27 protein-coding genes are annotated in these 26,913 nt (G+C 52.2%); 16 read left to right on the top strand and 11 right to left on the bottom strand.

Annotated features, from left to right (window positions below; genetic code table 11):
• Positions 1-8 precede the first annotated feature (8 nt).
• Positions 9-242: a YdcY family protein gene (locus tag OGX94_RS06840; RefSeq protein WP_003020183.1), complete on the top strand. Its 234-nt coding sequence runs from the start codon at positions 9-11 to the stop codon at positions 240-242.
• Positions 243-306: 64 nt separating this feature from the next.
• Here OGX94_RS06840 and OGX94_RS06835 read toward each other — a convergent pair whose 3' ends face one another.
• Both OGX94_RS06835 and OGX94_RS06830 read right to left on the bottom strand, forming a co-directional pair.
• Positions 307-756 carry a DMT family transporter gene (locus OGX94_RS06835; RefSeq protein ID WP_126957575.1) on the bottom strand — a complete coding sequence of 150 codons (450 nt, stop codon included), beginning with the start codon at positions 754-756 and terminating at the stop codon, positions 307-309.
• Positions 753-1,271: a GNAT family N-acetyltransferase gene (locus OGX94_RS06830; protein WP_126957573.1), complete on the bottom strand. Its 519-nt coding sequence runs from the start codon at positions 1,269-1,271 to the stop codon at positions 753-755. The genes OGX94_RS06835 and OGX94_RS06830 overlap by 4 nt, the downstream gene beginning before the upstream one ends.
• Positions 1,272-1,308: 37 nt before the next feature.
• Between OGX94_RS06830 and OGX94_RS06825 the strand changes: the two genes are divergently transcribed.
• The 4 genes from OGX94_RS06825 (at position 1,309) to OGX94_RS06810 (ending at position 4,650) form a co-directional block, all read left to right on the top strand.
• Entirely contained in the window at positions 1,309-1,884 is a 576-nt protein-coding gene (locus OGX94_RS06825; RefSeq protein ID WP_126957571.1) for a helix-turn-helix domain-containing protein, read from the top strand.
• 58 nt (positions 1,885-1,942) lie between these two features.
• Complete coding sequence (gene curA / locus OGX94_RS06820; protein WP_003833095.1) at positions 1,943-2,977, top strand: NADPH-dependent curcumin/dihydrocurcumin reductase; 1,035 nt, start codon at positions 1,943-1,945, stop codon at positions 2,975-2,977.
• A gap of 252 nt (positions 2,978-3,229) precedes the next feature.
• A complete protein-coding gene (gene yncE / locus OGX94_RS06815; RefSeq protein ID WP_200921563.1) occupies positions 3,230-4,291 on the top strand; it encodes a 7-bladed beta-propeller protein YncE in 1,062 nt (353 codons plus the stop codon).
• Positions 4,292-4,428: 137 nt separating this feature from the next.
• Positions 4,429-4,650, top strand: a complete 222-nt coding sequence (locus tag OGX94_RS06810) for a YgdI/YgdR family lipoprotein (RefSeq protein WP_003833091.1) — start codon at positions 4,429-4,431, stop codon at positions 4,648-4,650.
• Between the two features lie 41 nt (positions 4,651-4,691).
• Here the strand turns inward: OGX94_RS06810 and ansP are convergent, their stop codons facing one another.
• Both ansP and OGX94_RS06800 read right to left on the bottom strand, forming a co-directional pair.
• Positions 4,692-6,134, bottom strand: coding sequence for an L-asparagine permease (gene ansP / locus OGX94_RS06805; RefSeq protein ID WP_003833088.1), 1,443 nt, complete (start codon positions 6,132-6,134; stop codon positions 4,692-4,694).
• Between the two features lie 279 nt (positions 6,135-6,413).
• Positions 6,414-7,955, bottom strand: a complete 1,542-nt coding sequence (locus OGX94_RS06800; RefSeq protein ID WP_200921564.1) for a methyl-accepting chemotaxis protein — start codon at positions 7,953-7,955, stop codon at positions 6,414-6,416.
• A gap of 515 nt (positions 7,956-8,470) precedes the next feature.
• On the opposite strand from OGX94_RS06800, the gene OGX94_RS06795 reads away from it, so the two are divergent.
• The 7 genes from OGX94_RS06795 to OGX94_RS06770 are packed head-to-tail and all read left to right on the top strand — an operon-like array spanning position 8,471 to position 15,087.
• On the top strand, positions 8,471-9,469 hold the full coding sequence (locus OGX94_RS06795; protein ID WP_286568950.1) for an MsnO8 family LLM class oxidoreductase: 999 nt from the start codon (positions 8,471-8,473) through the stop codon (positions 9,467-9,469).
• Positions 9,469-10,590 carry an amidohydrolase gene (locus tag OGX94_RS06790; RefSeq protein WP_063940767.1) on the top strand — a complete coding sequence of 374 codons (1,122 nt, stop codon included), beginning with the start codon at positions 9,469-9,471 and terminating at the stop codon, positions 10,588-10,590. Before OGX94_RS06795 ends, OGX94_RS06790 begins: the two co-directional genes overlap by 1 nt.
• A 25-nt stretch (positions 10,591-10,615) precedes the next feature.
• The gene (locus OGX94_RS24955; protein WP_502873442.1) at positions 10,616-11,929 is read left to right on the top strand and encodes an LLM class flavin-dependent oxidoreductase; all 1,314 of its coding nucleotides are present in this window, start codon (positions 10,616-10,618) and stop codon (positions 11,927-11,929) included.
• A gap of 12 nt (positions 11,930-11,941) precedes the next feature.
• Positions 11,942-12,874, top strand: coding sequence for an ABC transporter substrate-binding protein (locus OGX94_RS24950; protein WP_502873441.1), 933 nt, complete (start codon positions 11,942-11,944; stop codon positions 12,872-12,874).
• A gap of 10 nt (positions 12,875-12,884) precedes the next feature.
• Positions 12,885-13,394: a GNAT family N-acetyltransferase gene (locus tag OGX94_RS06780; protein WP_257661971.1), complete on the top strand. Its 510-nt coding sequence runs from the start codon at positions 12,885-12,887 to the stop codon at positions 13,392-13,394.
• 9 nt (positions 13,395-13,403) lie between these two features.
• The gene (locus OGX94_RS06775; protein ID WP_063940764.1) at positions 13,404-14,330 is read left to right on the top strand and encodes an amino acid ABC transporter permease; all 927 of its coding nucleotides are present in this window, start codon (positions 13,404-13,406) and stop codon (positions 14,328-14,330) included.
• On the top strand, positions 14,314-15,087 hold the full coding sequence (locus OGX94_RS06770) for an amino acid ABC transporter ATP-binding protein (RefSeq protein ID WP_003833073.1): 774 nt from the start codon (positions 14,314-14,316) through the stop codon (positions 15,085-15,087). The genes OGX94_RS06775 and OGX94_RS06770 overlap by 17 nt, the downstream gene beginning before the upstream one ends.
• 35 nt (positions 15,088-15,122) lie before the next feature.
• Here OGX94_RS06770 and OGX94_RS06765 read toward each other — a convergent pair whose 3' ends face one another.
• Positions 15,123-16,112, bottom strand: coding sequence for a zinc-dependent alcohol dehydrogenase family protein (locus OGX94_RS06765; protein ID WP_257661972.1), 990 nt, complete (start codon positions 16,110-16,112; stop codon positions 15,123-15,125).
• 89 nt (positions 16,113-16,201) lie between these two features.
• The gene (locus OGX94_RS06760) at positions 16,202-17,131 is read right to left on the bottom strand and encodes a LysR family transcriptional regulator (RefSeq protein WP_126318048.1); all 930 of its coding nucleotides are present in this window, start codon (positions 17,129-17,131) and stop codon (positions 16,202-16,204) included.
• Positions 17,132-17,243: 112 nt separating this feature from the next.
• Between OGX94_RS06760 and OGX94_RS06755 the strand changes: the two genes are divergently transcribed.
• On the top strand, positions 17,244-17,861 hold the full coding sequence (locus OGX94_RS06755; RefSeq protein ID WP_257661973.1) for a glutathione S-transferase family protein: 618 nt from the start codon (positions 17,244-17,246) through the stop codon (positions 17,859-17,861).
• Positions 17,862-17,930: 69 nt separating this feature from the next.
• Here OGX94_RS06755 and OGX94_RS06750 read toward each other — a convergent pair whose 3' ends face one another.
• Both OGX94_RS06750 and OGX94_RS06745 read right to left on the bottom strand, forming a co-directional pair.
• Positions 17,931-19,241, bottom strand: coding sequence for an MFS transporter (locus OGX94_RS06750; RefSeq protein WP_003833063.1), 1,311 nt, complete (start codon positions 19,239-19,241; stop codon positions 17,931-17,933).
• A gap of 74 nt (positions 19,242-19,315) precedes the next feature.
• Complete coding sequence (locus OGX94_RS06745) at positions 19,316-20,512, bottom strand: L-talarate/galactarate dehydratase (RefSeq protein ID WP_032943493.1); 1,197 nt, start codon at positions 20,510-20,512, stop codon at positions 19,316-19,318.
• A 319-nt stretch (positions 20,513-20,831) separates the two neighbouring features.
• On the opposite strand from OGX94_RS06745, the gene OGX94_RS06740 reads away from it, so the two are divergent.
• A complete protein-coding gene (locus OGX94_RS06740; RefSeq protein ID WP_257661974.1) occupies positions 20,832-21,836 on the top strand; it encodes a LacI family DNA-binding transcriptional regulator in 1,005 nt (334 codons plus the stop codon).
• A gap of 34 nt (positions 21,837-21,870) precedes the next feature.
• Positions 21,871-22,098, top strand: coding sequence for a tautomerase PptA (gene pptA / locus OGX94_RS06735; RefSeq protein WP_003833058.1), 228 nt, complete (start codon positions 21,871-21,873; stop codon positions 22,096-22,098).
• Between the two features lie 37 nt (positions 22,099-22,135).
• On the opposite strand, the gene OGX94_RS06730 is transcribed toward pptA, so the two are convergent.
• Positions 22,136-24,112, bottom strand: a complete 1,977-nt coding sequence (locus tag OGX94_RS06730) for an alkyl/aryl-sulfatase (RefSeq protein WP_128316904.1) — start codon at positions 24,110-24,112, stop codon at positions 22,136-22,138.
• A 213-nt stretch (positions 24,113-24,325) separates the two neighbouring features.
• On the bottom strand, positions 24,326-24,898 hold the full coding sequence (locus tag OGX94_RS06725; protein ID WP_126957204.1) for a flavin reductase family protein: 573 nt from the start codon (positions 24,896-24,898) through the stop codon (positions 24,326-24,328).
• Between the two features lie 157 nt (positions 24,899-25,055).
• Here OGX94_RS06725 and nhoA point away from each other — a divergent pair, with 157 nt between their 5' ends.
• Positions 25,056-25,901 carry an N-hydroxyarylamine O-acetyltransferase gene (nhoA, locus tag OGX94_RS06720; protein WP_063940756.1) on the top strand — a complete coding sequence of 282 codons (846 nt, stop codon included), beginning with the start codon at positions 25,056-25,058 and terminating at the stop codon, positions 25,899-25,901.
• A 58-nt stretch (positions 25,902-25,959) separates the two neighbouring features.
• Here the strand turns inward: nhoA and OGX94_RS06715 are convergent, their stop codons facing one another.
• Complete coding sequence (locus OGX94_RS06715; RefSeq protein WP_149280955.1) at positions 25,960-26,853, bottom strand: PhzF family isomerase; 894 nt, start codon at positions 26,851-26,853, stop codon at positions 25,960-25,962.
• Positions 26,854-26,913: the final 60 nt, after the last annotated feature.

The following is a 26,913-nucleotide window of genomic DNA, read 5'->3' as shown; positions in this document are numbered from 1 at the left end:
GAGAGGTTATGTCGCATCTGGATGAGGTCAGCGCACGTGTTGATGCCGCCATTGAAGAGAGCGTCATTACGCATATGAATGAATTGCTGATTGAGCTCAGCGATGATGTCGCGTTGAGCCGGGAAGACCGCTATACCCAGCAACAGCGTTTGCGTACGGCGATCGCACATCATGGTCGTCAACATAAAGAGGATATGGAAGCCCGTCGCGAACAGTTGACCAAAGGTGGCACAATCCTCTGATATTTCCCTTATCCGACCTACAGGCACGTTCTGTAGGTCGGATAAGCGAAGCTCCATCAGGCAATTAAAACGAACGTCTCGCCACCAGCCACGCCCCGATGACCAACAGCACCGCGCCGCAGACCGGCCCCACCAGCGCCCGCAGCGGCACGCCGTGACTACGTAGAATATCCAGTAGCAGTCCCCCGATAAGCTGGCTGGCAACCAGTACCGCAATCGTCGTGGCGGCGCCTACATTTTGGTATCCACTAATACTGGCGAAAACAAAGAACGATCCCAACAAGCCGGGGATGAGCGTCCACCAGCGTACGCTGGAAACCAATTCACCAAACCCTGCTAAACCTTGCTTAAACCACAATATGCTGACAAACAGCACGATCCCGACCAGCGAGTTAAGTAACATGGCGATAAGGATCGTCGAAGACGTCTGCGTGATGCGTACCATCAAGGTATTTTGCACCACCAGACCAATACCCGCGGCAATCAGAAAGGAGAGGGTCAGCGTCTGGTTCATCTAAGGGCATCCGGTTCGCGGCGATCGTCTAACTGTAACTGCATGAAGGTCAGATCCAACCAACGCCCAAATTTGGTGCCAACCTGCGGCATTTGCGCGGTGGTTTTAAAACCCAGCAAGCCGTGCAGATGCAGTGATGCCTGATTCTGAGATTCAATACCTGCCACCATCACATGCTTGCCGCATGCGCGGGCTTCGTCTATCAGTCTGCTGAGCAGTGCCCGTCCTAGCCCTTTTCCCTGATGTTCAGGATGAACATACACCGAATGTTCAACGGTATGACGGAAGCCATCAAAGTTACGCCAGTCGCCAAAGGAGGCGTATCCCGTAACCACGCCATTCTCTTCACTCACCAGCACCGGATACCCCATCAATTGGCGGGCTTCATACCAGGAAATACGGTTTTCGGCATCGACCGTTTGATCGTTCCAGATAGCCGCCGTATGCAGTACCGCATGGTTGTAGATTTCTGCAATGGCGGCGCAGTCTTCCTTGCTGGCAAATCGAATTGACATGTTGAACCTCAGGGGTTGTTCACTATAGTATTACAATATGAATACTATTGAAGACAGCATAAATCAACGGATCAGTGCAAGAATTCGCATCGAGCGGGAATCTCGCGGTTGGTCACTCACGGAACTTGCCGAGCGCGCGGGTGTGTCGCGGGCGATGATCCATAAAATAGAACGCGGCGAGAGTAGTCCAACGGCTACGCTGCTGGGTAGGCTTTCCGGTGCGTTTGGCATCAGCATGTCTACCCTGATTGCGCGGGCTGAAATGCAGGAGGGCAAGCTGCTGCGCTTCGTCGATCAGCCCGTCTGGCACGACCCGCAAAGTCACTATCTGCGCCGCCATGTTTCACCGCGCAGCGATCTGCCTATCGATCTGGTACAGATCGAATTACCCGCCGGAAGTGATATCCCGATGCCAGCCTCTTCCTATGTGCAGGCCAGACAACTTATCTGGTTACAGCAGGGGGAATTAGTCTTTGTCGAAGGGGACGTACGCCATGAAATGCAGGCAGGTGATTGCCTGGAACTTGGCCCGCCGAATGACTGTCGGTTTATCAATGAAACCGCGCAACCCTGCGTTTACCTGGTTGTGCGGTTAAACCACGCCGTCAGCTAAATAGCAGGCACAGACTGCTACTATTGATGGATTCATGCCAAAAGCAGAGGAGCACATCATGGGTCAACAGACTAATCGTAACCGTCGCTGGGTACTGGCTTCACGCCCGCATGGCGCGCCAGTCCCGGAGAACTTCCGTCTTGAAGAAGATGAGGTGGCAACGCCAGGTGAAGGCCAGATTTTGCTGCGCACCGTTTATCTTTCCCTCGATCCCTACATGCGTGGCCGTATGAGCGATGAGCCATCTTACTCACCACCAGTAGAGATTGGTGGTGTTATGGTGGGGGGGACCGTAAGTCGCGTGGTGTCATCCCACCATCCGGACTACCAGCCAGGCGAATGGGTATTGAGCTACAGCGGTTGGCAGGACTATGACATCTCCGACGGTAACGGGCTGGTGAAGCTTGGCGATCATCCCGAACATCCCTCCTGGGCGCTGGGTGTTATGGGTATGCCGGGGTTTACCGCTTATATGGGCCTGCTGGATATCGGTCAGCCGAAAGCGGGAGAAACGCTGGTGGTAGCCGCCGCAACCGGGCCGGTTGGCGCAACGGTCGGGCAGATCGGTAAGCTTAAAGGTTGTCGGGTGATCGGTGTGGCGGGTGGAGCAGAGAAATGCCGACATGCCACCGAGGTATTGGGCTTTGATGTCTGTCTCGATCACCACACACAAGATTTTGCACAACAACTGGCAAAAGCCTGCCCGCAGGGTATTGATATTTATTACGAAAACGTCGGTGGAAAAGTATTTGATGCCGTTCTGCCATTGCTCAATACCTCAGCGCGCATCCCGCTTTGTGGCCTGGTCAGCGGTTATAACGCCACGTCGCTTCCGGCCGGACCTGACAGATTACCGCTGTTAATGGCAACGCTGCTGAAAAAGCGTATCCGCATGCAGGGTTTTATCATTGGTCAGGATTATGGACACCGTATTCATGAGTTTCAGCGGGAGATGGGGCGCTGGGTTAAAGAGGGCAAAATCCACTACCGCGAGCAGGTGACCGAAGGTCTGGAAAATGCGCCACAAACCTTTATCGGTCTGCTGACCGGCAAAAACTTCGGCAAGGTAGTTATTCGTCTTGCTGAGGATTGATGCGTAAAGGTGGAAGACGGTGAATGCCTGTAACCAGGCCTGCTTCGTACAAAATGTAGGCCTGGTAAAATGCCAATGTCGTTAACTGGTATTCATGGAGGAAATAAGAAGGTTACTACATGAAAGCGAATAAACACTCCACATTGAGATAAATAATGATTACTATTCTCATTCTTAAAAAGGCAAAACCATGATTTTGCTCATTGAAGCTATGTGAAGCAGTAACAAACGAATTTATCAAAGGGAGTCGTCATGTCTTTACGTCATCTGTTTTCACCGCGTCTGCGTGGTTCTTTACTGTTAGGTTCACTGCTCGTTGCATCATCTTTTACTACGCAGGCCGCAGAAGAACTGCTGCGCAAAGCCGTCGGCAAAGGCGCCTATGAAATGGCGTACAGCCAGCAAGAGAACGCGCTGTGGCTGGCGACCTCACAGAGCCGCAAACTGGATACCGGCGGGGTGGTTTATCGTCTTGATCCGGTCACCCTCGAAGTGACCCAGGTGATTCATAACGATCTCAAACCGTTTGGTGCCACCATCAACAACGCCACGCAAACGCTGTGGTTCGGCAACACGGTAAACAGCGCGGTAACGGCGATGGATGCCAAAACGGGTGCGGTGAAAGGACGTCTGGTGCTGGATGCGCGTAAGCGCTCTGAAGATGTTCGCCCGCTCCAGCCGCGTGAGCTGGTCGCCGATGATGCTACCAACACGGTATACATTAGCGGTATTGGTAAAGAGAGCGTGATTTGGGTGGTGGACGGTGAGACGATCAAGCTGAAGGACACCATCCAAAATACCGGCAAAATGAGCACCGCTCTGGCGGTCGACAGCAAGGCTAAACGCCTGTACACCGCCAATGCGGACGGTGAATTCATTACCATCGACACCGCCACCAACAAAGTTCTTAGCCGCAAAAAACTGCTGGATGATGGGAAAGAGCATTTCTTTATCAACCTGAGCCTGGACACAGCGGGCAACCGCGCATTTGTCACCGACTCTAAAGCGGCGGAAGTGCTGGTAATCGACACCCGTAATGGCAATGTACTGGCAAAAGTCGCCGCGCCGGAATCCCTGGCCGTGTTGTTCAACCCAACGCGTAATGAAGCCTACGTGACTCATCGCCAGGCCGGTAAAGTGAGTGTGATCGACGCGAAAAGCTATAAAGTCGTCAAAACATTCGAGACCCCAACGTTCCCGAATAGCCTGGCGCTCTCCGCCGATGGCAAAACCCTGTACGTCAGCGTGAAACAGAAATCTACCCGCGAGCAGGAGGCCACCCAGCCGGACGATGTTATTCGTATTGCGCTATAAAATATCAGGAGGGGGAAACCCCTCCTGTCATTTCTCTAAACCCCACGATACGCCTCGTTACACCCCGGCGGTAGCCCGACCCACTTCAGGGACTTACACTACGCCCTCAACGGCTAACTGAATAACACGGGAATACCATGAAAAAGCCATTTATCTGTCTTTGTGCAGGCGTAATGCTGTTTACCCTGGCAGGATGCACCACCGATTACGTCATGACGACCAAAAGCGGACAAACCATTACCACCCAGGGCAAGCCAAAACTGGATAAAGATACGGGAATGACCAGCTATACCGATCAGGATGGAAATGCGCGGGAAATTAACAGCAGCGATGTAGCGCAGTTGATTGAAGCGAACTAAAAAAGAAGGCCTGAAGGGTTAACCTGTCAGGCCTTCAGCCATTATGGCGCGGTGCGGTGGATTTCCGCGACGCGTTTACGCACACCGAACCAGCCTGCAACCAGCAGGATGGCAATCAACGGTAATGACGCGATGGTGTAGGTGCCGTTTGGATAGTCAAATGCCATCAGCACCAGCACGCTCAGCAGGAACAGTAGGGTTAGCCACGAGGTAAACGGAGCGCCCGGCAGTTTAAAGCTGACGTCTGCCGTTTTACCTTCTTTTATGGCCCGGCGCAGACGCATCTGACAGACCATGATAAAGCCCCACGACGCAATAATGCCCAACGACGCGAAGTTCAACACGATCTCAAACACCTGTGACGGCACCAGATAGTTCAGAAATACCCCGACGACATAGACGACCAGCGTGGCGAGGATCCCAGCCCAGGGTACCTGTTGACGGCTCATTTTAGCCATGAATTTCGGTGCCGATCCGCCCATCGACATGGAACGTAAAATACGTCCGGTGCAGTACAGTCCAGAGTTAAGGCTTGAAAGCGCCGCGGTGAGCACCACAATATTCATGATACTGCCGATATACGGCACGCCCAGTTTAGAGAAGAAGGTAACAAACGGGCTTTGCCCCGCCTGATAGGCATTCCATGGCAGTAACAGAACCAGCAGCACCACAGAACCGACATAGAACAGACCAATACGCCAGATAACGCTATTGATCGCTTTTGGCACCATGGTTTGCGGATCTTTGCACTCACCAGCGGCAGTGCCCACCAGTTCAATAGAGGCAAATGCGAAAACCACCCCCTGAACCAGTACCAGCGCCGGCAGCAGGCCATGTGGGAAGAATCCACCGTTGTCGGTGATCAGGTGAAAACCGGTGGCGTTACCATCCAGCGGCTTTCCAGTGCCTAAAAAGACGGTACCCACCACCAGGAAAATCACAATCGCCAGCACTTTGACCAGTGCAAACCAAAACTCCATCTCCGCGAACCACTTCACGCCGATCATGTTCATGGTGCCGACAATAGCCAGCGCGCCGAGGGCGAACACCCACTGCGGTACATCCCCAAATGCGCCCCAGTAATGCATATACAACGCCACTGCGGTGATATCGACAATGCCGGTCATCGCCCAGTTGATGAAGTACATCCAGCCAGCCACATAGGCGGCTTTCTCACCTAAAAATTCACGAGCGTAGGAGACAAAGCTGCCGCTGGAAGGGCGATGTAAAACCAGTTCGCCAAGCGCGCGCAGTATAAAGAACGAAAAAATACCGCACACCAGATAAACCAGCGCCAAAGCAGGACCCGCCATTTGCAAGCGTGCGCCAGCCCCTAAAAACAACCCGGTACCAATTGCGCCGCCAATGGCGATCATTTGTACCTGTCGATTACCCATCGCTTTGTGATACCCCTCTTCGTGGGCATTCAACCAGCGTCGTTTCGCCGCATGTTGTTCCGCGGCTTGCGTGTTGTTTGTGTTCATTACTTTTCCTGTTGACCTGACAAAAATACAAAATCCTTTTTGCCGCACCAGCTGCGGCGAAAACAGCCTTACCCTTCATTGTGTTATGGGGGAAAACTGCCGGCCGAGCATCCTACATTCAATTGTTCGGTTCCGCAAAGCCCCGATAACAAGAATTCAGCATTTTGTACAGCCAGCACTGGCGCGGTGTGGCCTCGATTCAGCCAATAAAAGAGAAGGGTGTAAATACGTGGAGAGGTGTGCGCTTATCGAGACATTCATCCGATAAGCGCCGTAAGGTTATGCTGATACGCCAAAGACCTGAACAGCCTGCTGTAAGCGCGATGAACGTTGAGTCAGATCGGCGGTAGCATCGGTGACACGCTCCACCATCTCGGCGTTATTGTGTGTCATGGTGCCAACGCGTGAAATCGAATCGTTAATCAGATCCAGCGCCTGGGTTTGCTCACGCGTCGCCAGACTAATATCTTTGATCATCATCGACATCTGCAGGACATCGCCAATCATCCCAGTGAGATGCGTTTCCGTTTGCTCCACCATTTTGACGCCGCTATTGACGTTGGCGACGTTCTTCTCAATCAGTTGTTTGATCTCTTTTGCTGCAGACGCCGAGTGTTGCGCCAGATTACGGACCTCTGCCGCCACAACGGCAAATCCACGCCCGGACTCCCCGGCTCGCGCGGCCTCAACCGCGGCATTGAGCGCCAGAATATTAGTCTGGAAAGCAATACTGTCGATAACGCCGATGATGTCGACTATCTGCCCGTTGTCACGCGATATCGCCTGCATCATGGCAATAGTTTGTTTCATAATATCGCCGCCTTCTGCCGCATTGGCGCTGGTTTTATCGGCCATGGTCATAGTATGAGCCGCAGTCTCAGCAGTTTGCTGTACGGCGCTACCAATTTCTTCAATGGCTGCAGCGGTTTGTTGCAGGTCGGCAGAGGTTTCTTCTGAACGCTTGTGCAGCGCCGTACCTTCTTTTGATACCCGCTGACTGATGGCGCGAATACCGGATATTTGCGTACTGACATCATCGACCAGGGAATTCAGATTAAGCCCGGACTGATTAACCAGACGCATCAGCATTCCGATCTCATCCACCCGATTTAAATGACAGTTATCAGGTTTTCTCCCGGAGACCACTTTCTTCATTTGCGTCAGTAGCGTATTAACTGGCTGACAAATTTGATACTTAAGGTAAATAGCAAGCATCAGAAATAAGAACAGCAACCCTCCCGCCTGAATAAATGGATTAACAGGAGCGAAGAGAAATAGAACAGCGAGCAGGGCGATTACCCCTAAAGAATAATTGACGCGCTGGCTAATGCTCAGCCATTTAAACATTGATGCCCATGACAATATTCCGCGACGAATGACAATGCCTTTAAAAAGTCGAAATCCTTTAATCTGCTGATTATTAATTTTATGATATAAGCTTTCGCTTTGAGTTATTTCATCGCGCGAAGGAACGGTACGCACCGAGATGTAGCCGGTGAGTTTTTCATTGTGCCAGACCGGCGTAACGTTGGCGCGAACCCAGTAATGGTCGCCATTCTGCCGGCGATTTTTCACCATCCCCGTCCAGCTGTCTCCCTGCTGTAGCGTGTACCACATATCGGCGAACGCCGCGGGAGGCATATCGGGATGGCGAATAATATTATGCGGTTCGCCCATTAATTGCTGTTCGTTAAATCCGCTGGCATCAATAAACGCGGAGTTAGCGTAGGTAATATGACTTTCTTTATCCGTCGTAGAAAGCAGCGTCGCTTTATCGTTAAGTGCGTGCTCAATTTGTGTAACGGGCATGTTACTTTTCATAGAGGTCCCATGGTGCTATGTATAATCCATACAAAAATCCCCGCAATAAAATCGGGGGATATTAAAATCTGTTTTAAACCGTTTTAATAAGAAACGTTGCATTCTCTACTAATCATCAATTCTGTGGAAGTAGTTAAAATAAAAATTCCTATGTAAATCATTCATCCTGTGTCATAAAAGTGAAACAATTAATACAAGCGCATAACGTGACAAGTCGTTTAAACTGACTTAACGTAAATCGCGTTAAAAAACCTTTTCGTAAAAAGAAAACTGGCATGAAATGATTTTGATGCTATTACCGTGATGCCAACGACCCTATTATATTTTGTAGGCTATTAATTGCGGGTGTTTTTCTGTTTAGCGTTACAACCAGTACTGGGCGATCCAAATTTTAACCCTGGCAGCGACAGGGGTTGTTATCTACTTTTTAGCTGAGTAAATGTGAATTAAATGTTTCGGTATGGCTATTTGATAAATTAATAATAAAGACATGTTAACAAACATAGGCTCGTAACATGTCATATCGCCTGAGTATTCTGGATAAAAGCCCCATCGGGGAAGGTGAAACTGCCGCGACCGCGCTTTCCCGAACGTTGCGCCTGGCGCAACAGGCAGAAGAGTGGGGGTACCATCGTTTCTGGATCACGGAACACCATAATACACCACAGCTGGCCAGCCCATCGCCGGAGCTGGTGATCGCCTGGGTCCTCGGGCAAACTCAGCATATCCGCGTAGGTTCCGGCGGCGTGATGCTGCAACATTACAGCCCGTACAAAGTGGCGGAAAACTTCAATCTTCTGGCATCGCTGGCTCCTGGACGTGTCGATCTCGGCGTAGGGAAAGCCCCTGGCGGCTTACCGCTGTCGACCCAGGCGTTACAGCATGGGCTGCATCAGGAAGAAAAAGGCAGTTTTGCCGACCAGCTTTCTTTGCTTAACGATTGGCTGGCGCTGAGCGGAACGGAAAGCGGGGAGACGGTATTCCCGACGCCAATTCCACCGATACCACCGGAAAAGTTTGTTCTGGGAGCCAGTGTGCAAAGCGCGCAGATAGCAGCGCAATCCGACTGGAATTTCATCTTCGCAGCGCACCTCAATGGTGACAAAGCGTTATTGCATGACGTTTTGTCCTTCTGGCAGACCCACAGTGCACGCCCGACGATAGTCGCCGTGCAGGTGATTGTGGCTGACAGTTACGACACCGCTGCGCAACTGGCGGAAAACGTACAACTCTGGGGCGTGGAGCTGGAAGATGGTCAACGTGTCACGGTAGCCAGCGAAGAACAGGCGCTGGCGTTTGCCGCTCAGTCTGGCAGCCCACCACGCAAAATCGCGCGTCGTGAGCAGGCGTTGCTACACGGCACCGCTCAGGAGGTGATGGCAAAGCTGAATGCTCTGCATACGCAATTTGGCATTGACGAATTCATTATCGACACGCCAGTGGCGCAAGGGCATGCGCGTCTGACATCGCTGCGTTTGTTGGCGCAAGCCCATAATGCCGTGGAGGTGCTCTGATGACTCTCGGCTCAACGCTTATCGACTGGCGTCGTGAACTACATCAGCATCCGGAGCTTTCTCTACAGGAGGAAGCAACCACGGCGCGCATTCACGCCTGGTTGCACGCTGCGGACGTCGACATTCTGCCATTCGAGCTGAAAACCGGTCTGGTCGCGGAAATTGGTCAGGGGGAAGATGTCATCGCGCTGCGGGCGGATATCGACGCGCTACCGATAGAAGAAAGCGCCGACGTTCCGTTTCGCTCCCTCACGCCGGGCGTGATGCATGCCTGCGGGCATGACGTCCATACCAGCGTCATGCTTGGTGCAGCACTGCTGCTAAAACAACAGGAAACAACCTTACCGGGGCGAGTACGTATTTTGTTTCAGCCAGCTGAAGAGAGTTTCGGCGGCGCAAAAACGTTGATCCGCGCCGGTGCTCTGCAAAACGTAGCGGCTATTTTCGGTATGCACAATGAGCCGGGTTTGCCGGTGGGCGAATTTGCCACACGCGGCGGCGCATTTTATGCCAATGTTGATCGCTTCGTGCTGCGCATAAATGGCAAGGGCGCACATGCAGCGCGTCCTCATGAAGGTAAGGATGCCATCCTGCTTGCCAGCCAACTGGTAACAGTGCTGCAAAGCGTTGCCAGCCGCGACGTTAACACGCTGGATTCGGTGGTGCTCAGCGTGACCCGTATTCAGGGAGGAAACACATGGAACGTTCTGCCGGAGTCCGTTGAGCTGGAAGGGACACTCAGAACGCACCGAAACCAGGTACAGCAGCAGGTTAAGGCTCGGGTTAATGACATCGCCGCCGGATTTGCCCACGCCTTTGGCGCACAAATCGACGTAATCTGGCATGCGGGACCAACCGCATTGGTAAATGACGATCGTTGGGCCGATATTGCCACCGCGGTGGCGAAACAGTCAGGCTATACCACCCACCATGCCGACCTGCATATGGGCGGGGAGGATTTTGCCGTCTACCTGCAAAATACGCCTGGCGCATTTGTCAGTATTGGCAGCGCCAGTGAATACGGATTACATCACCCGGGATTCAATCCGGACGAGCGTTTAATTGAACCTGCCGCGCATTACTTTACGCAGTTAGCAAAAACGGCATTCGCACACCTTTAAGTTTACCTGTTGGGTAGGGGTTATTATGGCTGAAAATCGACAACTACGGCTCGGCACTATTCTGCATGGCGCATCGGGAAATATGTCCGCATGGCGCCATCCAGCGGCTCAGGCTGATGCCAGTATTAATTTTGATTTTGTCAAAGAGACGGCGCTTATTGCGGAAAAAGGGAAGCTGGATTTTATTTTTGTCGCCGATGGTCTGTATATTAATGAAAAATCAATCCCGCACTTTTTAAATCGTTTTGAGCCGCTGACAGTATTATCCGCTTTGGCCAGCATCACCCAGAATCTGGGGCTGGTTGGCACAGTGTCCACATCATACAGCGAGCCGTTTACGACCGCACGGCAGTTCGCTAGCCTGGACCATCTCAGCCAGGGGCGCGCCGGGTGGAACGTGGTTACGTCTCCTCTGGAAGGATCGGCAAAAAACTATTCTCGCGCTCAGCATCCAGAGCATGCCCAGCGTTATCGTATTGCCGATGAATATTTACAGGTAGTGAAAGGGCTGTGGGATTCCTGGGAAGACGATGCGTTTACCCGTAATAAAACAAGCGGGGAATTTTTTAATCCGCAAAAACTGCATACGCTTAACTATCATGGAGATTATTTCCAGGTCGCCGGACCGTTAAATATTGGGCGTACGCCACAAGGCCGTCCGATTATATTTCAGGCGGGAGCTTCAGCAGATGGCAAGAAATTAGCGGCGCAGCATGCTGATGCCATTTTTACCCATCAGGAGTCGCTGGCAGAGGCTAAAGCGTTCTATCAGGAAGTAAAAAGCCAGCTGGAAGTGGCCGGACGACATCCCGATCAACTGCATATATTCCAGGGCGTCAGCGTTATTGTTGGCGACAGCGCAGAGGACGTTGAGCATCAGTATCAGACTACCGCTGCGCTGGTCTCCGTTACTGACGCGCTGAACTATCTTGGCCGCTACTTTGAACATCATGATTTTGCCCAATATCCGCTGGACGCACCGTTCCCGGATCTGGGCTCTCTCGGACAAAACAGCTTTCGCAGTACGACTGATGAGATCAAGCGCAACGCACGCGAGCGTGGTTTAACACTTCGTCAGGTTGCTCTGGAAGCGGCAAGTCCTCGTCCGCGTTTCAGCGGCACGGCACAACAGGTTGCCGACGGACTGCAGCAGTGGTTCGACGAAAAAGCCGCAGACGGTTTTATCATCCAGGGTGGCACGCCGGATACCTTTCCGCGGTTTGTCGAACAGGTTGTCCCCGAGCTTCAGGCGCGCGGTCTGTTCCGCCATGAATATCCCGGTACGACCCTGCGCGCAAGCCTGGGATTAGCGACACCTGCAAATCAATTCACACAATAAGAGAAAAACGCTATGCAGAAAAAATCACTATTCCTCGCGCTGTCACTGGCTTTCAGCGCTACCGTCTGGGCAAATGAGGTGACGATTAACGGCACGGGCGTAAGCCTGGAAGCGAATAAAGCGCCGATTAATACGGTAAAAAATCCGCAGGCGATTGCGCAGTTACCCGCAAACCTGCACCTGGCCGTACCGGGTAAATTCACCGTGGCGATTGCCGGGCTCAGCCAGCCGCCGCTGACCGTCTTTGCCGATGACAATAAAACGCTGATCGGCAGCGAGGCGGATATCGCGCGTCTGGTGGCTGACAGTTTGGGGCTGGAACTCAACGTTGTACCTACGTCATGGGAAGACTGGCCGCTGGGCGTCACTTCCGGCAAATACGATGCCGCGATCAGCAATATTACCGTCACCAAAGCACGCAAAGAAAAATTCGATTTCGCGACGTATCGGAAGGACTCTCTTGGCTTTTATGTCAAAACCGGTAGCAAGCTGAAGAAAATCGAGCAGGCGGAAGATATCGCAGGACTACGCATTATCGTCGGTTCGGGGACAAACCAGGAAGCCATTCTGTTGGCCTGGAACGATGAGAACGTGAAGAAAGGGTTACAGCCGTTTACGCCGGTGTATACCAAAGATGATGCCGCGCAAACCCTGGCCCTACAGTCAGGCCGCGCCGATGCCTACTTCGGTCCTAATGTAATCGGCGCGTGGAAAGCTGCACTCAACGGTAAAACGCAATTAGTGGGTAGCGTTGATGGCGGTTGGCCAAAAGCGGCACATATCGCTGTGACGCTGAAAAAAGACAGCGGTCTGGTTCTGTCGGTACAAACCGCCCTCAACGGCGTGATTGGCAACGGCGACTATGACAAGGTGCTGAATCGTTGGGGAGAAGGGGTGGAACGCATTCCACAATCTGAAATCAACCCGGCCGGTTTAGGCGACTAAGGAGGTCATCGTGAGCGATCAATTTCGCGTGCTCTCACCGGAAGCCAGCGAGCTGCAGCCCATTTTGAACGGTCTGTTCGGTGAATATGCCGCCCGCTATGGCGATTACTTTTCGCGCGACGCTGAAGTGGAACTGACCGAATGGTATCTGGCGCCGCAGGGACTTTTTGTGGTACTGGAGCGCCGCGGCGAAATTATCGCCACCGGGGCTTACAAACCTTACGACAAGGACACCGCCGAGATTAAGCGTATCTGGACAAAAAGCAGCCTGCGTCAGCAGGGGCTGGCGGCGCGCGTGGTGCAGGAACTGGAACGTAGAGCGCTGCTCGCAGGCTATAGCCGGATTTATCTGACCACGGGATTTCGCCAGCCGGAGGCCGTCAGACTTTATTTAAGCCAGGGCTACGATCCGCAATTTGATACGACGCGCGATCCCGAAGAGTACAGCCTGCCGCCGTTTGATGGACGGCTGCGCTTTACCAAACTGCTGTCTATTGCCGGTCAGGCCAGAATCGCCTGAGGAGAGAAAATGAAAACGACAGATAGCATTAGAGTCGTACCGGCACGTTATCCCATGCGTACCGTAGGCGCGGTCATTGCCTTATTTGCCCTTGCGGTAATTCTCCAGTCCGTGGCGTTTAATCCGCGCTGGGAATGGAGCGTGTTTGCCCGCTGGTTCTTTGATCCGGTTATCTTGTCCGGCCTCGGGCAAACGCTGTTACTGACGCTGATCGGGACGCTGTTGAGTATTCTCATCGGCGGTCTGCTGGCGTTGGCGCGGCTTTCATCTTCCTGGCTATTGAACGGTCTGGCATGGGGATACATCTGGCTGTTTCGTTCGTTACCGCTGATTGTAGTGCTGATCGTTTTGTACAACTTCTCCTATCTGTACGACACGTTGACGATTGGTATTCCGTTCACTCCCATTCAGTGGGGAAGTTTTGAGACCATCAATGTACTCGGTCAGTTTTCCACTGCGGTGGTTGGCCTGACGCTGGTACAAAGCGCCTATACCGCTGAAATTATTCGGGGTGGATTTTTAGGGGTCGATCACGGTCAGTACGAGGCAGCGGCAGCACTGGGCTTACCGGCAGGGCGACGTACGCTGCGGATCATTCTGCCGCAGGCGCTGCGCACCATTTTGCCTGCTGGATTCAATGAAATCATCAGCCTGGCGAAAGGGACGGCGATGGTATATGTGCTGGCAATGCCAGAGCTGTTCTACACCATCCAGATGATCTATAACCGCACGCAGGAAGTGATCCCGCTGCTGATGGTGGGTGCGGTGTGGTATCTGGTGATCACCAGCGTCCTGTCGTTAATTCAGCACCTGGTTGAACGTGCATTGGCACGCAGCGAACGACGTTCAGCGATCAACACAACCCGGGTGAGGCGTGCGGAAAAACGCAGTCGTCAACGTCCACAGCAGGAGGCCGTCCATGTCCCACTCGCCTGAAGGCCATATTTCTATTACCGGCGTTAGCAAATACTTTGGTCGCCACAAAGCGCTGGATAATGTGTCGCTGGAGATCCCTCCCGGTACGGTAACGGTTATTCTTGGCCCGTCCGGTTCAGGGAAATCCACACTCTTACGAACCATCAACCATCTGGAACGCGTCGATGAGGGGTTTATTCAAATCGATGGCGATTACATTGGCTATCGTCGGCAGGGAGACAAACTGTATGAGCTGAAAGAGGCGGAAATTTTGCGCCAGCGCGTTAACGTCGGCTATGTGTTCCAGAACTTTAATCTGTTCCCGCACTTAACGGTTCTGGAGAATCTGATTGAAGCGCCCATTGCGCACGGACTGGCAACGCGTAAAGCCGCCACCGAGCGGGCATTAACACTGCTTGATGCGGTAGGGTTACGGAATAAAGCCGATGCCTGGTCGCGTCACTTATCTGGCGGTCAGCAGCAGCGTATCGCTATTGCCCGTGCGCTGGCGCTAAATCCGCGCGTCATGCTGTTTGATGAGCCTACATCTGCACTGGATCCTGAACTGGTCGGTGAAGTACTGGATGTCATTAAAGCGCTGGCGAAGTCGGGAACCACGCTGGTTGTGGTAACGCATGAGATTGGCTTCGCCCGAGAAGTCGCAGATCAGGTGGTGTTTATGGTCGATGGCAAAATCGTCGAGCAGGGCAGCAGCGAGCAGGTGCTGAATCATCCATGCCACACGCGCACTCAGCAGTTTTTGTCGAAAGTGCTTTGAGATACATTGCGGCACAATGCTGTGCCGCACAGAGGTTATACAGTGACGACGATTTTGCCTACCTGGCCGTTGGCTTCCATGTATTGATGTGCTTCGACGATATCATCAAAGGCAAAGGTTTTATCAATCAGCGGCTTGAGCTGGCCAGACTGCAATCCTTCAAAGATAAACCGTTTCGCCCGCGCAAGTTTTTCTGCATCCGTGGTGATTTCGAAAATCTCATAGCCGCGGAAGGTCAGATGACGGCCGAGTATCTCAATGACCGGGATAGAAAGGTCACGTGAATCAAGCGAACCATACTGGAAAAAGAGCCCACCGGCTGGCATCACTTGGGCAATTTTTGCCACCGCTGGGCCACCGACCGGATCGAACACCACGCGGGTTCCTTTACCCTCAGTAATCCGCTGAATCTCGGCCACCAGATCCTGCTCCTGGCTTGCAATAACCTCTGCCGCGCCCAGTTGCAGCAGCTGATCACGTTTCTCACTGGTCCGTGTCATCGCAATCGGTTTTGCTCCCCGCATGTTAGCAATCTGAATTGCCGCCAGTCCGACGCTGCTGGAAGCAGCATTGATCAGCACGTTATCACCGGGCTTAATATCCGCATATTCAACCAGCGCACCGAAAGCGGTCACATACATCATCCAACTGGCAGCAGCCTCAGTAAAGCTCAGGTTTTGTGGATGCTTTACGACCGCGTGAGCGGGGGCATTAACGACTTCACCATACATTCCATATTGATGAAAGCTGAATGCCGGGATGACGCTAACGTAATCGCCAGGTGCAAACTCACGTACGTTGTCTCCCACTGATTCAATGACTCCAGCGGCTTCATAACCCAGTCGCGCCGGGAAATTAGGTTGGTAAATATACTGTCCGGTGCGGTACATAACTTCAGCACGGTTGATACCAATAGCCCGCACGTGGATCTGAACCTCATTTGCATCAGGCGCGGGAACCTGCATCTCCTGAATCTTCAGGGCTTCAGGGCCACCAATTTGATTAAAAACTACGACCTTAGACATAGCAGACCTCAGTAAATTGTTCTGTATTGGGTCTGCACAATTTAACGACTCAGATGAGAGTGAAAAACCGCTGTTGCGGAACTTCACTATTACTTATTTTGTAATAATCCCTGAAGCCGCGGTTTTTGTTGGCTAAAAAGTTCGCATAACCAGTCAATGAATACCCGAACCCGAGGGGCGAGATGACGTCTGTCCGGGTAAAGCACCGAAACTGGTTTTGATTCTCCGGTATAATCGGCCAGCACCTCAACAAGCTGGCCTGACTGAAGATAGGGCGCAAGGACAGCATGAACGCCACGAATAATGCCGAGTCCAGATAAGCAGCCGGTTAACAGAATATCGGAGTTATCAACGCTTATCCGCCCTGCGGGGGTGAACGATTCGGTTTTACCTCTATTGATGAAGGTCCATTCCAGCGCTTCGCGATGACGCTCGCTAAAAAAGTTAAGCGCCTGGTGTCGGGATAAATCCTCTGGCACCTGCGGCACCCCCTGCCTTTGCAGATAATCCGGTGAAGCACAGGTCACCATTTTGACCTCACCAAGCCGCCTGGAGATCAAGGTCGAATCTTGTAGCTCGCCAATACGGATCATGCAGTCGATGCCTTCGGCAAGCATATCGATTCTACGGTCGGTGGAGGTGAGTACCATCTCGATGTCAGGATATCGCGACTGGAAATCTTTCAGCGCAGGTACTAACACGGAGTGCGCAAGCGACAGAGGGGCATTAACCCTGAGTTTTCCGCGTGGCGGGCGAGTAGGTGAAAAAGAAGCCATGATGTCATCAACATCGCTGAGCAGTATTTTTGTGCGTTGGTAAAAGGCATCACCTTCTTCTGTCAGACTCACTTTACGAGTCGTGCGGTTAAGCAACTTTGCCCCCAGATCGTCTTCAAGATGTTGGATAGCTTTGGTGACCGCAGGGCGGTGCAGGTGTAACACATCTGCGGCTCTGGCAAATCCACCTTGCTCAACAACCTGTACAAAAATGTTCATGTATTCAAACATACTGGAACGCATTGCTTATTCTCCCCCGGTATTCGACCATTGTTATTATGAAAGTAATAATCATGCCTGCATAGGTTGTCGAATGCTGCTCTACACTTAGGGTTTTAACTTTGGGGATTGCAGCATGATTAAGGTCTATGGGGTACCGGGCTGGGGATCGGCCATCAGTGAAGTGATGCTCACACTGGCGGAGATCCCTTACAGCTTTATTGATGTGGACGGTTTTGACAGCGATGGTCCTTCGCGGGAGTTGCTTAAAACAATGAATCCACTATGCCAGGTGCCTACGCTGGTACTGGAAAATGGCAGCGTGTTGACGGAAACGGCAGCGATCGCGCTGATGATCCTCGATCGTCGCCCCGAACTTTCACCACCCGTTGGACACGCCGAACGCCAGCAGTTTCAGCGTCTGCTGATATGGTTGGTGGCAAATGTCTATCCCACGTTTACCTATGCCGATTATCCTGAACGATGGGTACCGGACGCCCCGGCTCAGTTGAAAAAGAACTGTATCGAGTACCGTAAATCCCTCTATATGTGGCTGAACAACCAGCTAAGCGCTGAGCCGTACGCATTTGGGGATCAGCTAACACTGCTGGACATTTACATTGCCGTTATGCGCACCTGGGGACCAGGGCATGACTGGTTTCAGGACAACACGCCGAATATTAGCGCCATCGCCGATGCGGTTTGTCAGCATCCGAGACTGCGTACTGTACTGAAAAGCAATAAGATTATTTGAATAAAAAAACGCTGTTCCGCAGGAGTGCAAATCCCGGAACAGCGGGCGAACTATCGCCATAAGTTTAAATTACGCGACAGAAGGGGTCAGCGTAATACGATCCAATGGACCCACGATAAACAGATAAGAAATCAGGCCAATCAGCCCCATCGAACCGACGTACAGAATGGCGTAATCAAAAGACTGGGTATTCGCCAGAATGACGCCAATTACCAGTGGCGTGATGATACTGGCCATATTGCCGCACATATTGAATACGCCGCCTGCAATACCGAGCACTTCTTTTGGCGAGGTATCGCTAAGTACGCACCATCCCAGATTGCCAAAGCCTTTGGCGAAAAACGCCAGACTCATCGCCGCGATCACCACAAATTCTGACGAAGTGTAGTTGGCGATAACGATGACGCAGGAAAGTAACATCCCGCAGATAACAGGCAGCTTACGGGCAATCGTCAGGCTGTAGCCGCGTTTTAAAAGCCAGTCGGAGAAAACGCCGCCTAATAATCCACCAATAAAACCGGCAATGGCAGGGATACTGGCGACAAACCCCACTTTGAGGATCGACATGCCTTTCGCCTGATACAGATAGGTAGGGAACCAGGTCAGGAAGAACCAGGTAATTGACGTTACGCAGAACTGTCCGATGTAAACGCCAATCATCATGCGGTTGACGCAGACGCTTTTAATTTGCGCAAAGGTAATCTTCTGTGGTTCTTTTTTATTACCCAGCGACGGTTCACCACCGCCTTCCCGGATATAGTCAATTTCCTGCTGGTTCACCTTTGGATGATGCATGGGATCTCTGACTTTGACCAACCAGAAGATGCCAAGAAGAACGCCTATTGCCCCAATGTAATAAAACACAAAGTGCCAACTGAGATTATGCAAAATAATCGTCATTAACGGCGTAATAATCCCTAACGAGATATATTGCGCGGCCTGATAGACTGAGGTAACAAAGCCCCGTTCGTTATTAGGAAACCACTGCACGCTTAATCGGCTATTGGCCGGAAAGGCCGGAGCTTCAATCGCCCCCATCAGTAATCGTAAGATAATCAATACGACAAGCGGGCTGGCGTACAGATAAATGGTGCCCTGAAACATAGTCACCAGCGACCAGCCAATCAGTGCGCAGCCGTATACCAGACGCGAGCCATAGCGATCCAGCAGCCAGCCGCCGGGTAGTTGCATAATGACATAAGAAATACCGAAGGCAGAAAAGGCCAGCCCCATAGCTTCAGGATCAAAACCTAATTCTTTGCTCATAATCGGCGCCACGACGGATAACGTCGCGCGATCGGCATAATTAAATACGGTCGCAAGAAACAGAAATATCAGAATGCCGTAACGCACTTTTGTGCGCTTTATTATTGTGTTCATCACCCACTCCTTTCATAAGGTTGAGAGCGTTTTTGTAGGGGAGGAGGGCGGGTATTGCTTACCCGCCAAATACATTAAGGTCGTTTGCCAAACTCGCAGGTTAATTGCGTCCAGCGGCGCGCCTGCTCGCTAATGCTGAAGCCCAGACCGTGACGATCGGAAACCCACATCCGGCCATCACGCAGCTCAAGTTGTTCATTAAATAACGGGTTCAGCCATTCGAAATGCTCCAGCCATGGTTCGAGTGGATAAGCGGCGGACAGATGCAGGTGAACTTCCATAGCGAAGTGCGGAGCCAGTTTGCGACCATGTTTAGCCGCCAGGTCCATAATTTTCAGGAACGGTGAAATCCCTCCCACACGCGGTGCATCGGGCTGCACAAAATCGCTGGCATTGCCGAGGATCAGCTGTTCATGTTCGCGGAAGCTGGTCAGCATTTCACCGGTGGCAATCGGGGTATCAAGCGCGGCGGCCAGTTGGGCGTGGCCTTCAACATCGTAGGCGTCCAGCGGCTCTTCAATCCAGATTAGATTGAACTGCTCCATTTTGCGTCCCATACGGATGGCGGTTTCCCGATCCCACTGCTGATTGGCATCGACCATTAGCGGGAAGTCATCCCCCAGCGCTTCACGAACCGCGGTCAAGCGGCGAATATCCTCAGCGCAGTTTGGCTGACCAACCTTGAGTTTGATACCACCAATGCCATTTTCACGGGAAATAACCACGTTTTTTAGCACCTGATCCAGCGGCGTATGCAGGAATCCCCCGGAGGTGTTGTAGCACTGCACAGAGTCCCGATGCGCGCCAAGCAGTTTTGCCAGCGGCAATCCTGCACGCTTGGCTTTCATATCCCATAATGCGATATCAATAGGGGAGATGGCTTGTACCGCCATGCCGCTGCGTCCCACGGAAGCGCCAGCCCAGAGCAACTTGGTGTAGATCTTGTCAATATCGTTTGGATCTTCGCCTAACAGGTTATCGGCAATTTCTTTGGCATGCGCATAGATCCCCTGGCCGCCAGCCCGCTTGGAGTAACTAAATCCCACACCTTCAAACCCGTCGCGGCTGCGGATCTCGGCAATGATTATGGCGACTTCGGTTAGCGGTTTCTGGCGACCGGTGAGCACTTTGGCATCGCTCACGGGGGTTGCCAGCGGAAGGAAAGCCAGAGACAGTTTTACCCATTCAATACGGTCACCGGTTTCTGCTGCGGTTTTGGCGTTGGCCGATTTGGCATAGGTCACGGCATCGGAATTGGCACTTAAAGACATATTGTTCTCTCCTGGTGATAACAAATGATTGCGCTATCATTTTTAATGTTAGCGCAATCACTGCGCCAGCGAATTGACTGCGATTTGAACAATTGCTCACAAATACAGAGAGAAAAGGGTGGTAAATTATAAACGACGTCACATTCCAGTACTTTATGGAGAAATGCACAAACTGTTGTGATTGCGTTATCATTTTAATTAACGATAATTAACTAAGCTGCTGTTTTCTCAGCGTTATCGCCGAGAGTCGCTGGCAATAGCCCAAATCATGATGAATAATGCCAGCATAAATCAGCGATTTTTGACAAGGGCATCGACAGTGAAAAATCCCAAACCTCCGCGCGCCCCCACGCTGGAAGATGTTGCCCGTACTGCGGGATTGTCACCCATGACGGTGAGCCGGGCGTTGAATACCCCGCAGATGGTGCGCCCGAAAACGGTTGAAAAAGTGATGCAGGCGGTGCGCGCCACCGGCTATATTCCCAACGCACTGGCTGGGGGACTGGCGTCACGTCGCAGCAAGCTTATCGCCGTGGTTATTCCGCAAATTAACAACAATATGTTTGTCGATACCATCCAGTCATTAAGTGATGAACTGGCAGAACGCGGATACCACATTTTGCTCTGCGTGTCGGGTTATACGCCGCAAACAGAGGCGGAGCTGGTGGCGACGCTGCTTTCTCGTCGCCCGGATGGCGTAGTACTTACCGGTATTCATCATACCTCCGAGCTGAAAAAGGTGATTCTTAATGCGGCCATCCCGGTCGTGGAAATCTGGGATTTAACCCCAACACCCATCGATATGCTGGTCGGCTTTTCGCATGAAAAGGTCGGGCAGGCGGTGGCAGACTATCTGTTGGAAAAAGGTTATCGACGTCCGGGGTTGTTATGGACAGCCGATCGCCGGGCAGGCCAGCGTAAACAAGGACTGTGCGATGCGTTGAGTCGTCATGGTATTGCGGCTGACGCACAGGTGGATGTCCCGCTTCCGGCCTCTCTGGCACTGGGGCGCGCAGGATTGACGCAGCTATTGGCGGATCGCGAGTTTGATGTCATTGTCTGTAGCTCAGATACGTTAGCTCAGGGGGCGATCATGGAAGCCGAGAGCCGCGGTATACGCGTGCCGCAAGAGTTAGCGGTAATCGGTTTTGGCGATCTGGATTTTGCTGCCAGCAACCGGCCCGCCATCACCACCGTCAGCGTCGACAGACGGGCCATCGGGCAACGCGCCGCCTCACTGCTTGCCGATCGTATCGAACAAATTCCGCGTGAAGACGATATTATTGATGTCGGTTTTCATCTGGTAGAACGAGAGTCCGCATAAGTTACCTGCAATCCAAAACTATAAGGAATCTGCTATGCCGCACGTTGATATTAAATGTTTTCCTCGCGCTCTTACCGACGAACAAAAAACCGCCCTGGCGGCGGATATTTCCGAGGTTATTATTCGCCATTTGCAAAGCAAAGACAGTTCAGTCAGCGTGGCGCTCAATGAAGTTGAGCCAGAGGCGTGGCAGGGCGTGTGGGATACGGAAATTGCGCCGCAGATGGCGAGATTAATTAAAAAACCTGGCTACAGCATGTAAGAAAAAACGGGCGGATTTCCGCCCGTTTTCGTTGTGCTTATGGTGTAACGATGTTGAACCAGAATTCGAATTTATCCATATAGCCGAGCATGGCATCAAGCTTGGCGCCGTCACCGGTAATCTTCACATCACCACTGTCTTGTGCCTGTTTCAGCGTCACTTCTTTGAGGATGATTTTGTTCAGCGTATCGCGATTAAGCGTGACAGTGGCGTCGGCATCTTTCGCTTCGGCATTGGCGGTATGGTTCAGGACGCCATTCTCCAGTTCAAGCTTATATTTACCGCCATCACTGCCAAGATCGATGTTAAATACAGACTTCGCATCACCCGCTTTTTGTCCGTTAATATGCACTGCCAGATAATCGAAGAACATTTCCGGCGTCATAGCACGAACGGTATCCGGACTGGCGGTATTCGGGGTTGGGCCTTTGACTACGCCGTTTCGCAGCTCTTGCGCCCCGGTCAGATAGAAGTTACGCCACGGGCCGGATTCAGCCTGATAACCCAGTTGCTCCAGCGCATCCGCTTCCAGATTACGCGCGGCCTGGTTATTTGGATCGGCAAATACCACTTTGCTCACCACCTGAGCCACCCAGCGATAGTTACCCTGGTCATAGTCGGTTTTGGCTTTCTGCAAAATGGCGTCAGCGCCGCCCATGTAGTCGACAAATTTCTTCGCAGACTCTTCCGGCGGCAGCTCATCCAGCGTTGCCGGGTTGCCGTCAAACCAGCCGAGGTAGAGCACATAGGTCGCTTTTACGTCATGGCTCACGGAACCATAGTAACCGCGGTTAGCCCAGGTATGGGCCAGTGAGTCCGGCAGCTTAAAGTTGGCGGCGATTTCATCGCGGGTCAGACCTTCGTTAGCCATGCGTAACGTCTGGTCGTTGATGTAACGATACAGATCGCGCTGGCTTTTCAGCAGGCTGACCACCTTGTCATTACCCCAGGTTGGCCAGTGGTGCTGCGCCATCAGCACTTCGGCTTTATCACCCCAGCGCACAATCGCTTCGTTGATGTATTTGGACCACGGCAGCGGCTCACGAATTTTGGCCCCGCGCAGGGAGTAGGTATTGTGCAGGGTGTGGGTGACATCTTCAGCGGATTCAATCAGTTTCTTCTCTTCGATGTACCACAGCATTTCCGACGGTGCTTCTGAACCCGGGGCCAGCATGAAGTCATAGGTCAGGCCGTCGATGACCTCTTTTTGTCCATCTTTCTCAATGATATTTGTTGGCGCAATCAGGGTAACGGTTCCCGCTGAGGTCGTGGTTCCCAGTCCCGCGCCGACCTGGCCTTTGGCATCAGGTTTTAGCAGGTTGCCGTACATGTAGCTCGCGCGGCGGCTCATGACGTTACCGGCCATGATATTCTCAGCGACCGCAGCTTCCATAAAGCCAGCTGGCGCATAAACTTTCACTTTGCCCGCTTTAACGTCGGCTTCATCGACAACGCCGCGTACGCCGCCGTAATGGTCAACGTGGCTGTGGGTGTAAATCACTGCGACAACCGGTTTTTGACCGCGGTTTTTAAAGTAAAGATCCATCCCGACTTTGGCTGTTTCTGCCGAGACCAGCGGGTCAACAACGGTGATGCCTTCTTTACCTTCAATAATGGTCATGTTTGACAGATCGAGGTTACGAATCTGGTAAACGCCATCCGTTACTTCAAACAGCCCGCTGATGTTGATCAACTGAGACTGACGCCACAGGCTCGGGTTTACCGTATCCGGGGCTTTGTCGCCTTCTTTGATGAACGCATATTGCTGCGGATTCCAGATAACATTTCCCTGTTCGCCTTTGATCACGTCCTGCGGGAGTGGAGCGATAAAGCCTTTGTGGGCGTCGGTAAAGTCGGTGTTATCGGAGAAGGGCAGTTGGTTGTAAAGCGCGTTGTTGGCTTGTTGCGTGGCGGCAGTTGCGTCTTTAGGGGCTTCAGCGGCCATAACGGGAACAGAAAACGATGTGAGTAACCCAGCAAGTATAAAACTTTGTGCGATTCTATTAAGTTGCATCGTAAAACCTCTCTGACACTTCAAAAGTCCAGTTGGGGATGCTGCTTTGACGGATAGCGTTTTGATTAGGTATTTGCGTTAGTGCAAGATTAACTATAATTCACATGAATGATTCAGCAAGGAAGGGCGAGTAATTTATCTAACTGGTTTTTCAGAAGTTTTAAGAAAACAGTTGCGGATGACAGAGCAGAACTGCCATCCGTTAGCATACTATCATTCACCTGCGATAATGCGTTTCCCGCTGGAGATAAACGTTCCTGCCCCAAGGTGATGCAGAGTATTGAGCTTGCCATCATCAAACTGCCAGCGTCCTTCCACGAAGGCTCGCTCATCAGCGGCAGCGGAGACCACTTCCCCAAACAGAGTGTCATATTTTTCCTGTGCCGCCGTGGCTGGCAACAGGCGACACTCCATCCAGGCCAGACATTTCGCTTCTATCAGCGGTAAACCTAGCACTGGTCCTTGCACCACGGGAATGCCGTAACAGTTGAATTTATCTTCCACGCGACCGGAAACGCTGCCTACGGCCCAGGTCCAGTTGACGGCGGCGATACCCGGAATAACGATGCCGAATTTACCGCTACGTTCAATGAGATCCCGCGACCAGGCGGTCTTATCAACAACAATTGCTACCCGCGGCGGCTCAAATTCCACGGGCATTGACCACGCCGCAGCCATCACATTTCGCCGCTCGGTATGCTCATCCCGGCTGGTTATCAATATCGTTGGGCCATGATTGAGTAGCCGACTGGCATGTTTTAATTCGATCGAACGAAAATGGCTCATGGATGCTCCTTGGCTGAGAGATAACACACCACAATAAACATAGATATTAACGGTATTAGCGATTTTGTCGCCTCACAGGAATTAACAACGCACAAAATCGACAGCGTAAAACGAAAAATACGTTATAAGTACTGCATTAATCGAACAGGAACTCCGTATGACGCCTTTTTTAACCGCTTACTTTGCCCGTATTGGCTGGTCAGATTCGGCCAACGTCAACATTGAAACCTTGCAAGCGCTGCATTTACTGCATAACGCCGCGATTCCATTTGAAAACCTGGACGTATTACTGCCAAGAGAGATGCAGCTTGACGATTTGTCGCTGGAAGAGAAGCTGGTAACGGCGCGTCGTGGCGGTTATTGCTTTGAACAGAACGGCGTGTTTGAACGCGCGCTACGCGAAATCGGTTTTAACGTACGTAGCCTTCTCGGTCGCGTGGTACTGGCAAATCCGTCAAGCCTGCCGCCGCGCACGCATCGTCTGTTGCTGGTTGAATTGCAGGGAGAGCAGTGGATCGCCGACGTTGGTTTCGGCGGACAAACGCTGACGGCGCCGATTCGTCTGCAGGCTAACACTGAGCAGAAGACGCCACACGGCGAATATCGGCTGATTCAGGAAGGTGAAGATTGGATCCTCCAGTTCCGTCATCACGAACACTGGCAGTCAATGTATCGTTTCGATCTGGTCGTGCAGCATCAGAGCGATTATCTGATGGGCAACTTCTGGTCCGCACACTGGCCGCAATCACATTTTCGCCATCATCTGCTGATGTGCCGTCATCTGCCCGACGGCGGGAAATTAACGTTAACCAATTTTCACTTTACCCATTATCAGGATGGACATGCGGTAGAGCAGATTAATTTGCCTGACATCGCCAGTTTGTATGCGTTGTTGCAAGAACGATTTGGACTGGGTGTGGATGACGTGAAGCATGGGTTTACCGAAGATGAGTTAGCGACGGTAATGGCGGCGTTTGATACGCATCCGGAGGCGGGGAAATAGGGGCATCGGAAGTCATGCCGGATGCGGCGTCATCGCCTTATCCGGCTTTCGGGAACAATTAAAAATCTATCGCCCATTCTGCGTGAAACAGGATCACCGCCGAACCGGTAATGGTGACTTTTTTCGGCTGGTTTTCACGGATAGTCACCGTCACATCAACAATCCCGTCGCGCCCGAGCGCACGGCCCTGATGCCCCTGAACACGTAACGTTTTCCCATCATGCGCCATCAGCCCATGGTGGACCAACCATGCGCCCATTGGACCGTTGGCATTGCCGGTAACCGGGTCTTCCACAATACCAATAGCAGGTGAAAACATGCGGCCATCAGTGGCGTTTTCGCCCTCGCGGATTTGAAAAGGGAAGAAACCGTTACAGCCAATTTGTTGGCTGATGGCGGTCAAAGCCGGTAAATCAGGGGAAAGGGCGTCGAGATCCACCTCAGGTTTCAGTGGAATCATCACTTTCGAATGCCCGGTCGTGGCAACCTGAATGGGTAAGCCTGCCAGCATATCGTCTTCGCTCAGGTGCAGCGCATCGAGAATCGCAGTACGAACAGCGCCCTCCAGCGGAGGTTCAAAACCCGGTTCACCTTGCTCAAGGCTAATGCGATAGTCGTTCCCGGTAGCGTCAATATCCACGCGATGACGTCCGGCCAACGAGGTTTGCCAGACCGTGCAGTTACCCAGACTCAGCACCCTGGCCCGCACGTAATGCGCGGCGACGGTAGCATGCCCACAGATAGGAACTTCGACCGTCGGGGTGAAATAGCGGATGCGAACATCGCTGTCGTCACTGGTCAGCAGAAATGCGGTTTCTGAATGACGCAGCTCGCGAGCGATGAGCTGCATCTGCGCGTCGCTCAGTCCATCAGCATGTAAAACCACACCTGCTGAGTTGCCGCGAAAAGGGACCGGGGTAAAGGCATCGACGTGGTAAACCTGTGGTTTCATTAGCGTTCTCCCTGAAATGGAGAAGCATCATAACGCACAAAAAGCGGGATAGCGATGCAG

Source organism: Citrobacter sp. Cpo037 (assembly GCF_030332945.1).
GTDB classification, from domain to species: domain Bacteria; phylum Pseudomonadota; class Gammaproteobacteria; order Enterobacterales; family Enterobacteriaceae; genus Citrobacter; species Citrobacter portucalensis.
Note: the sequence above shows the minus strand (reverse complement) of the source record. Positions and strands in the feature narration are given on the sequence as shown.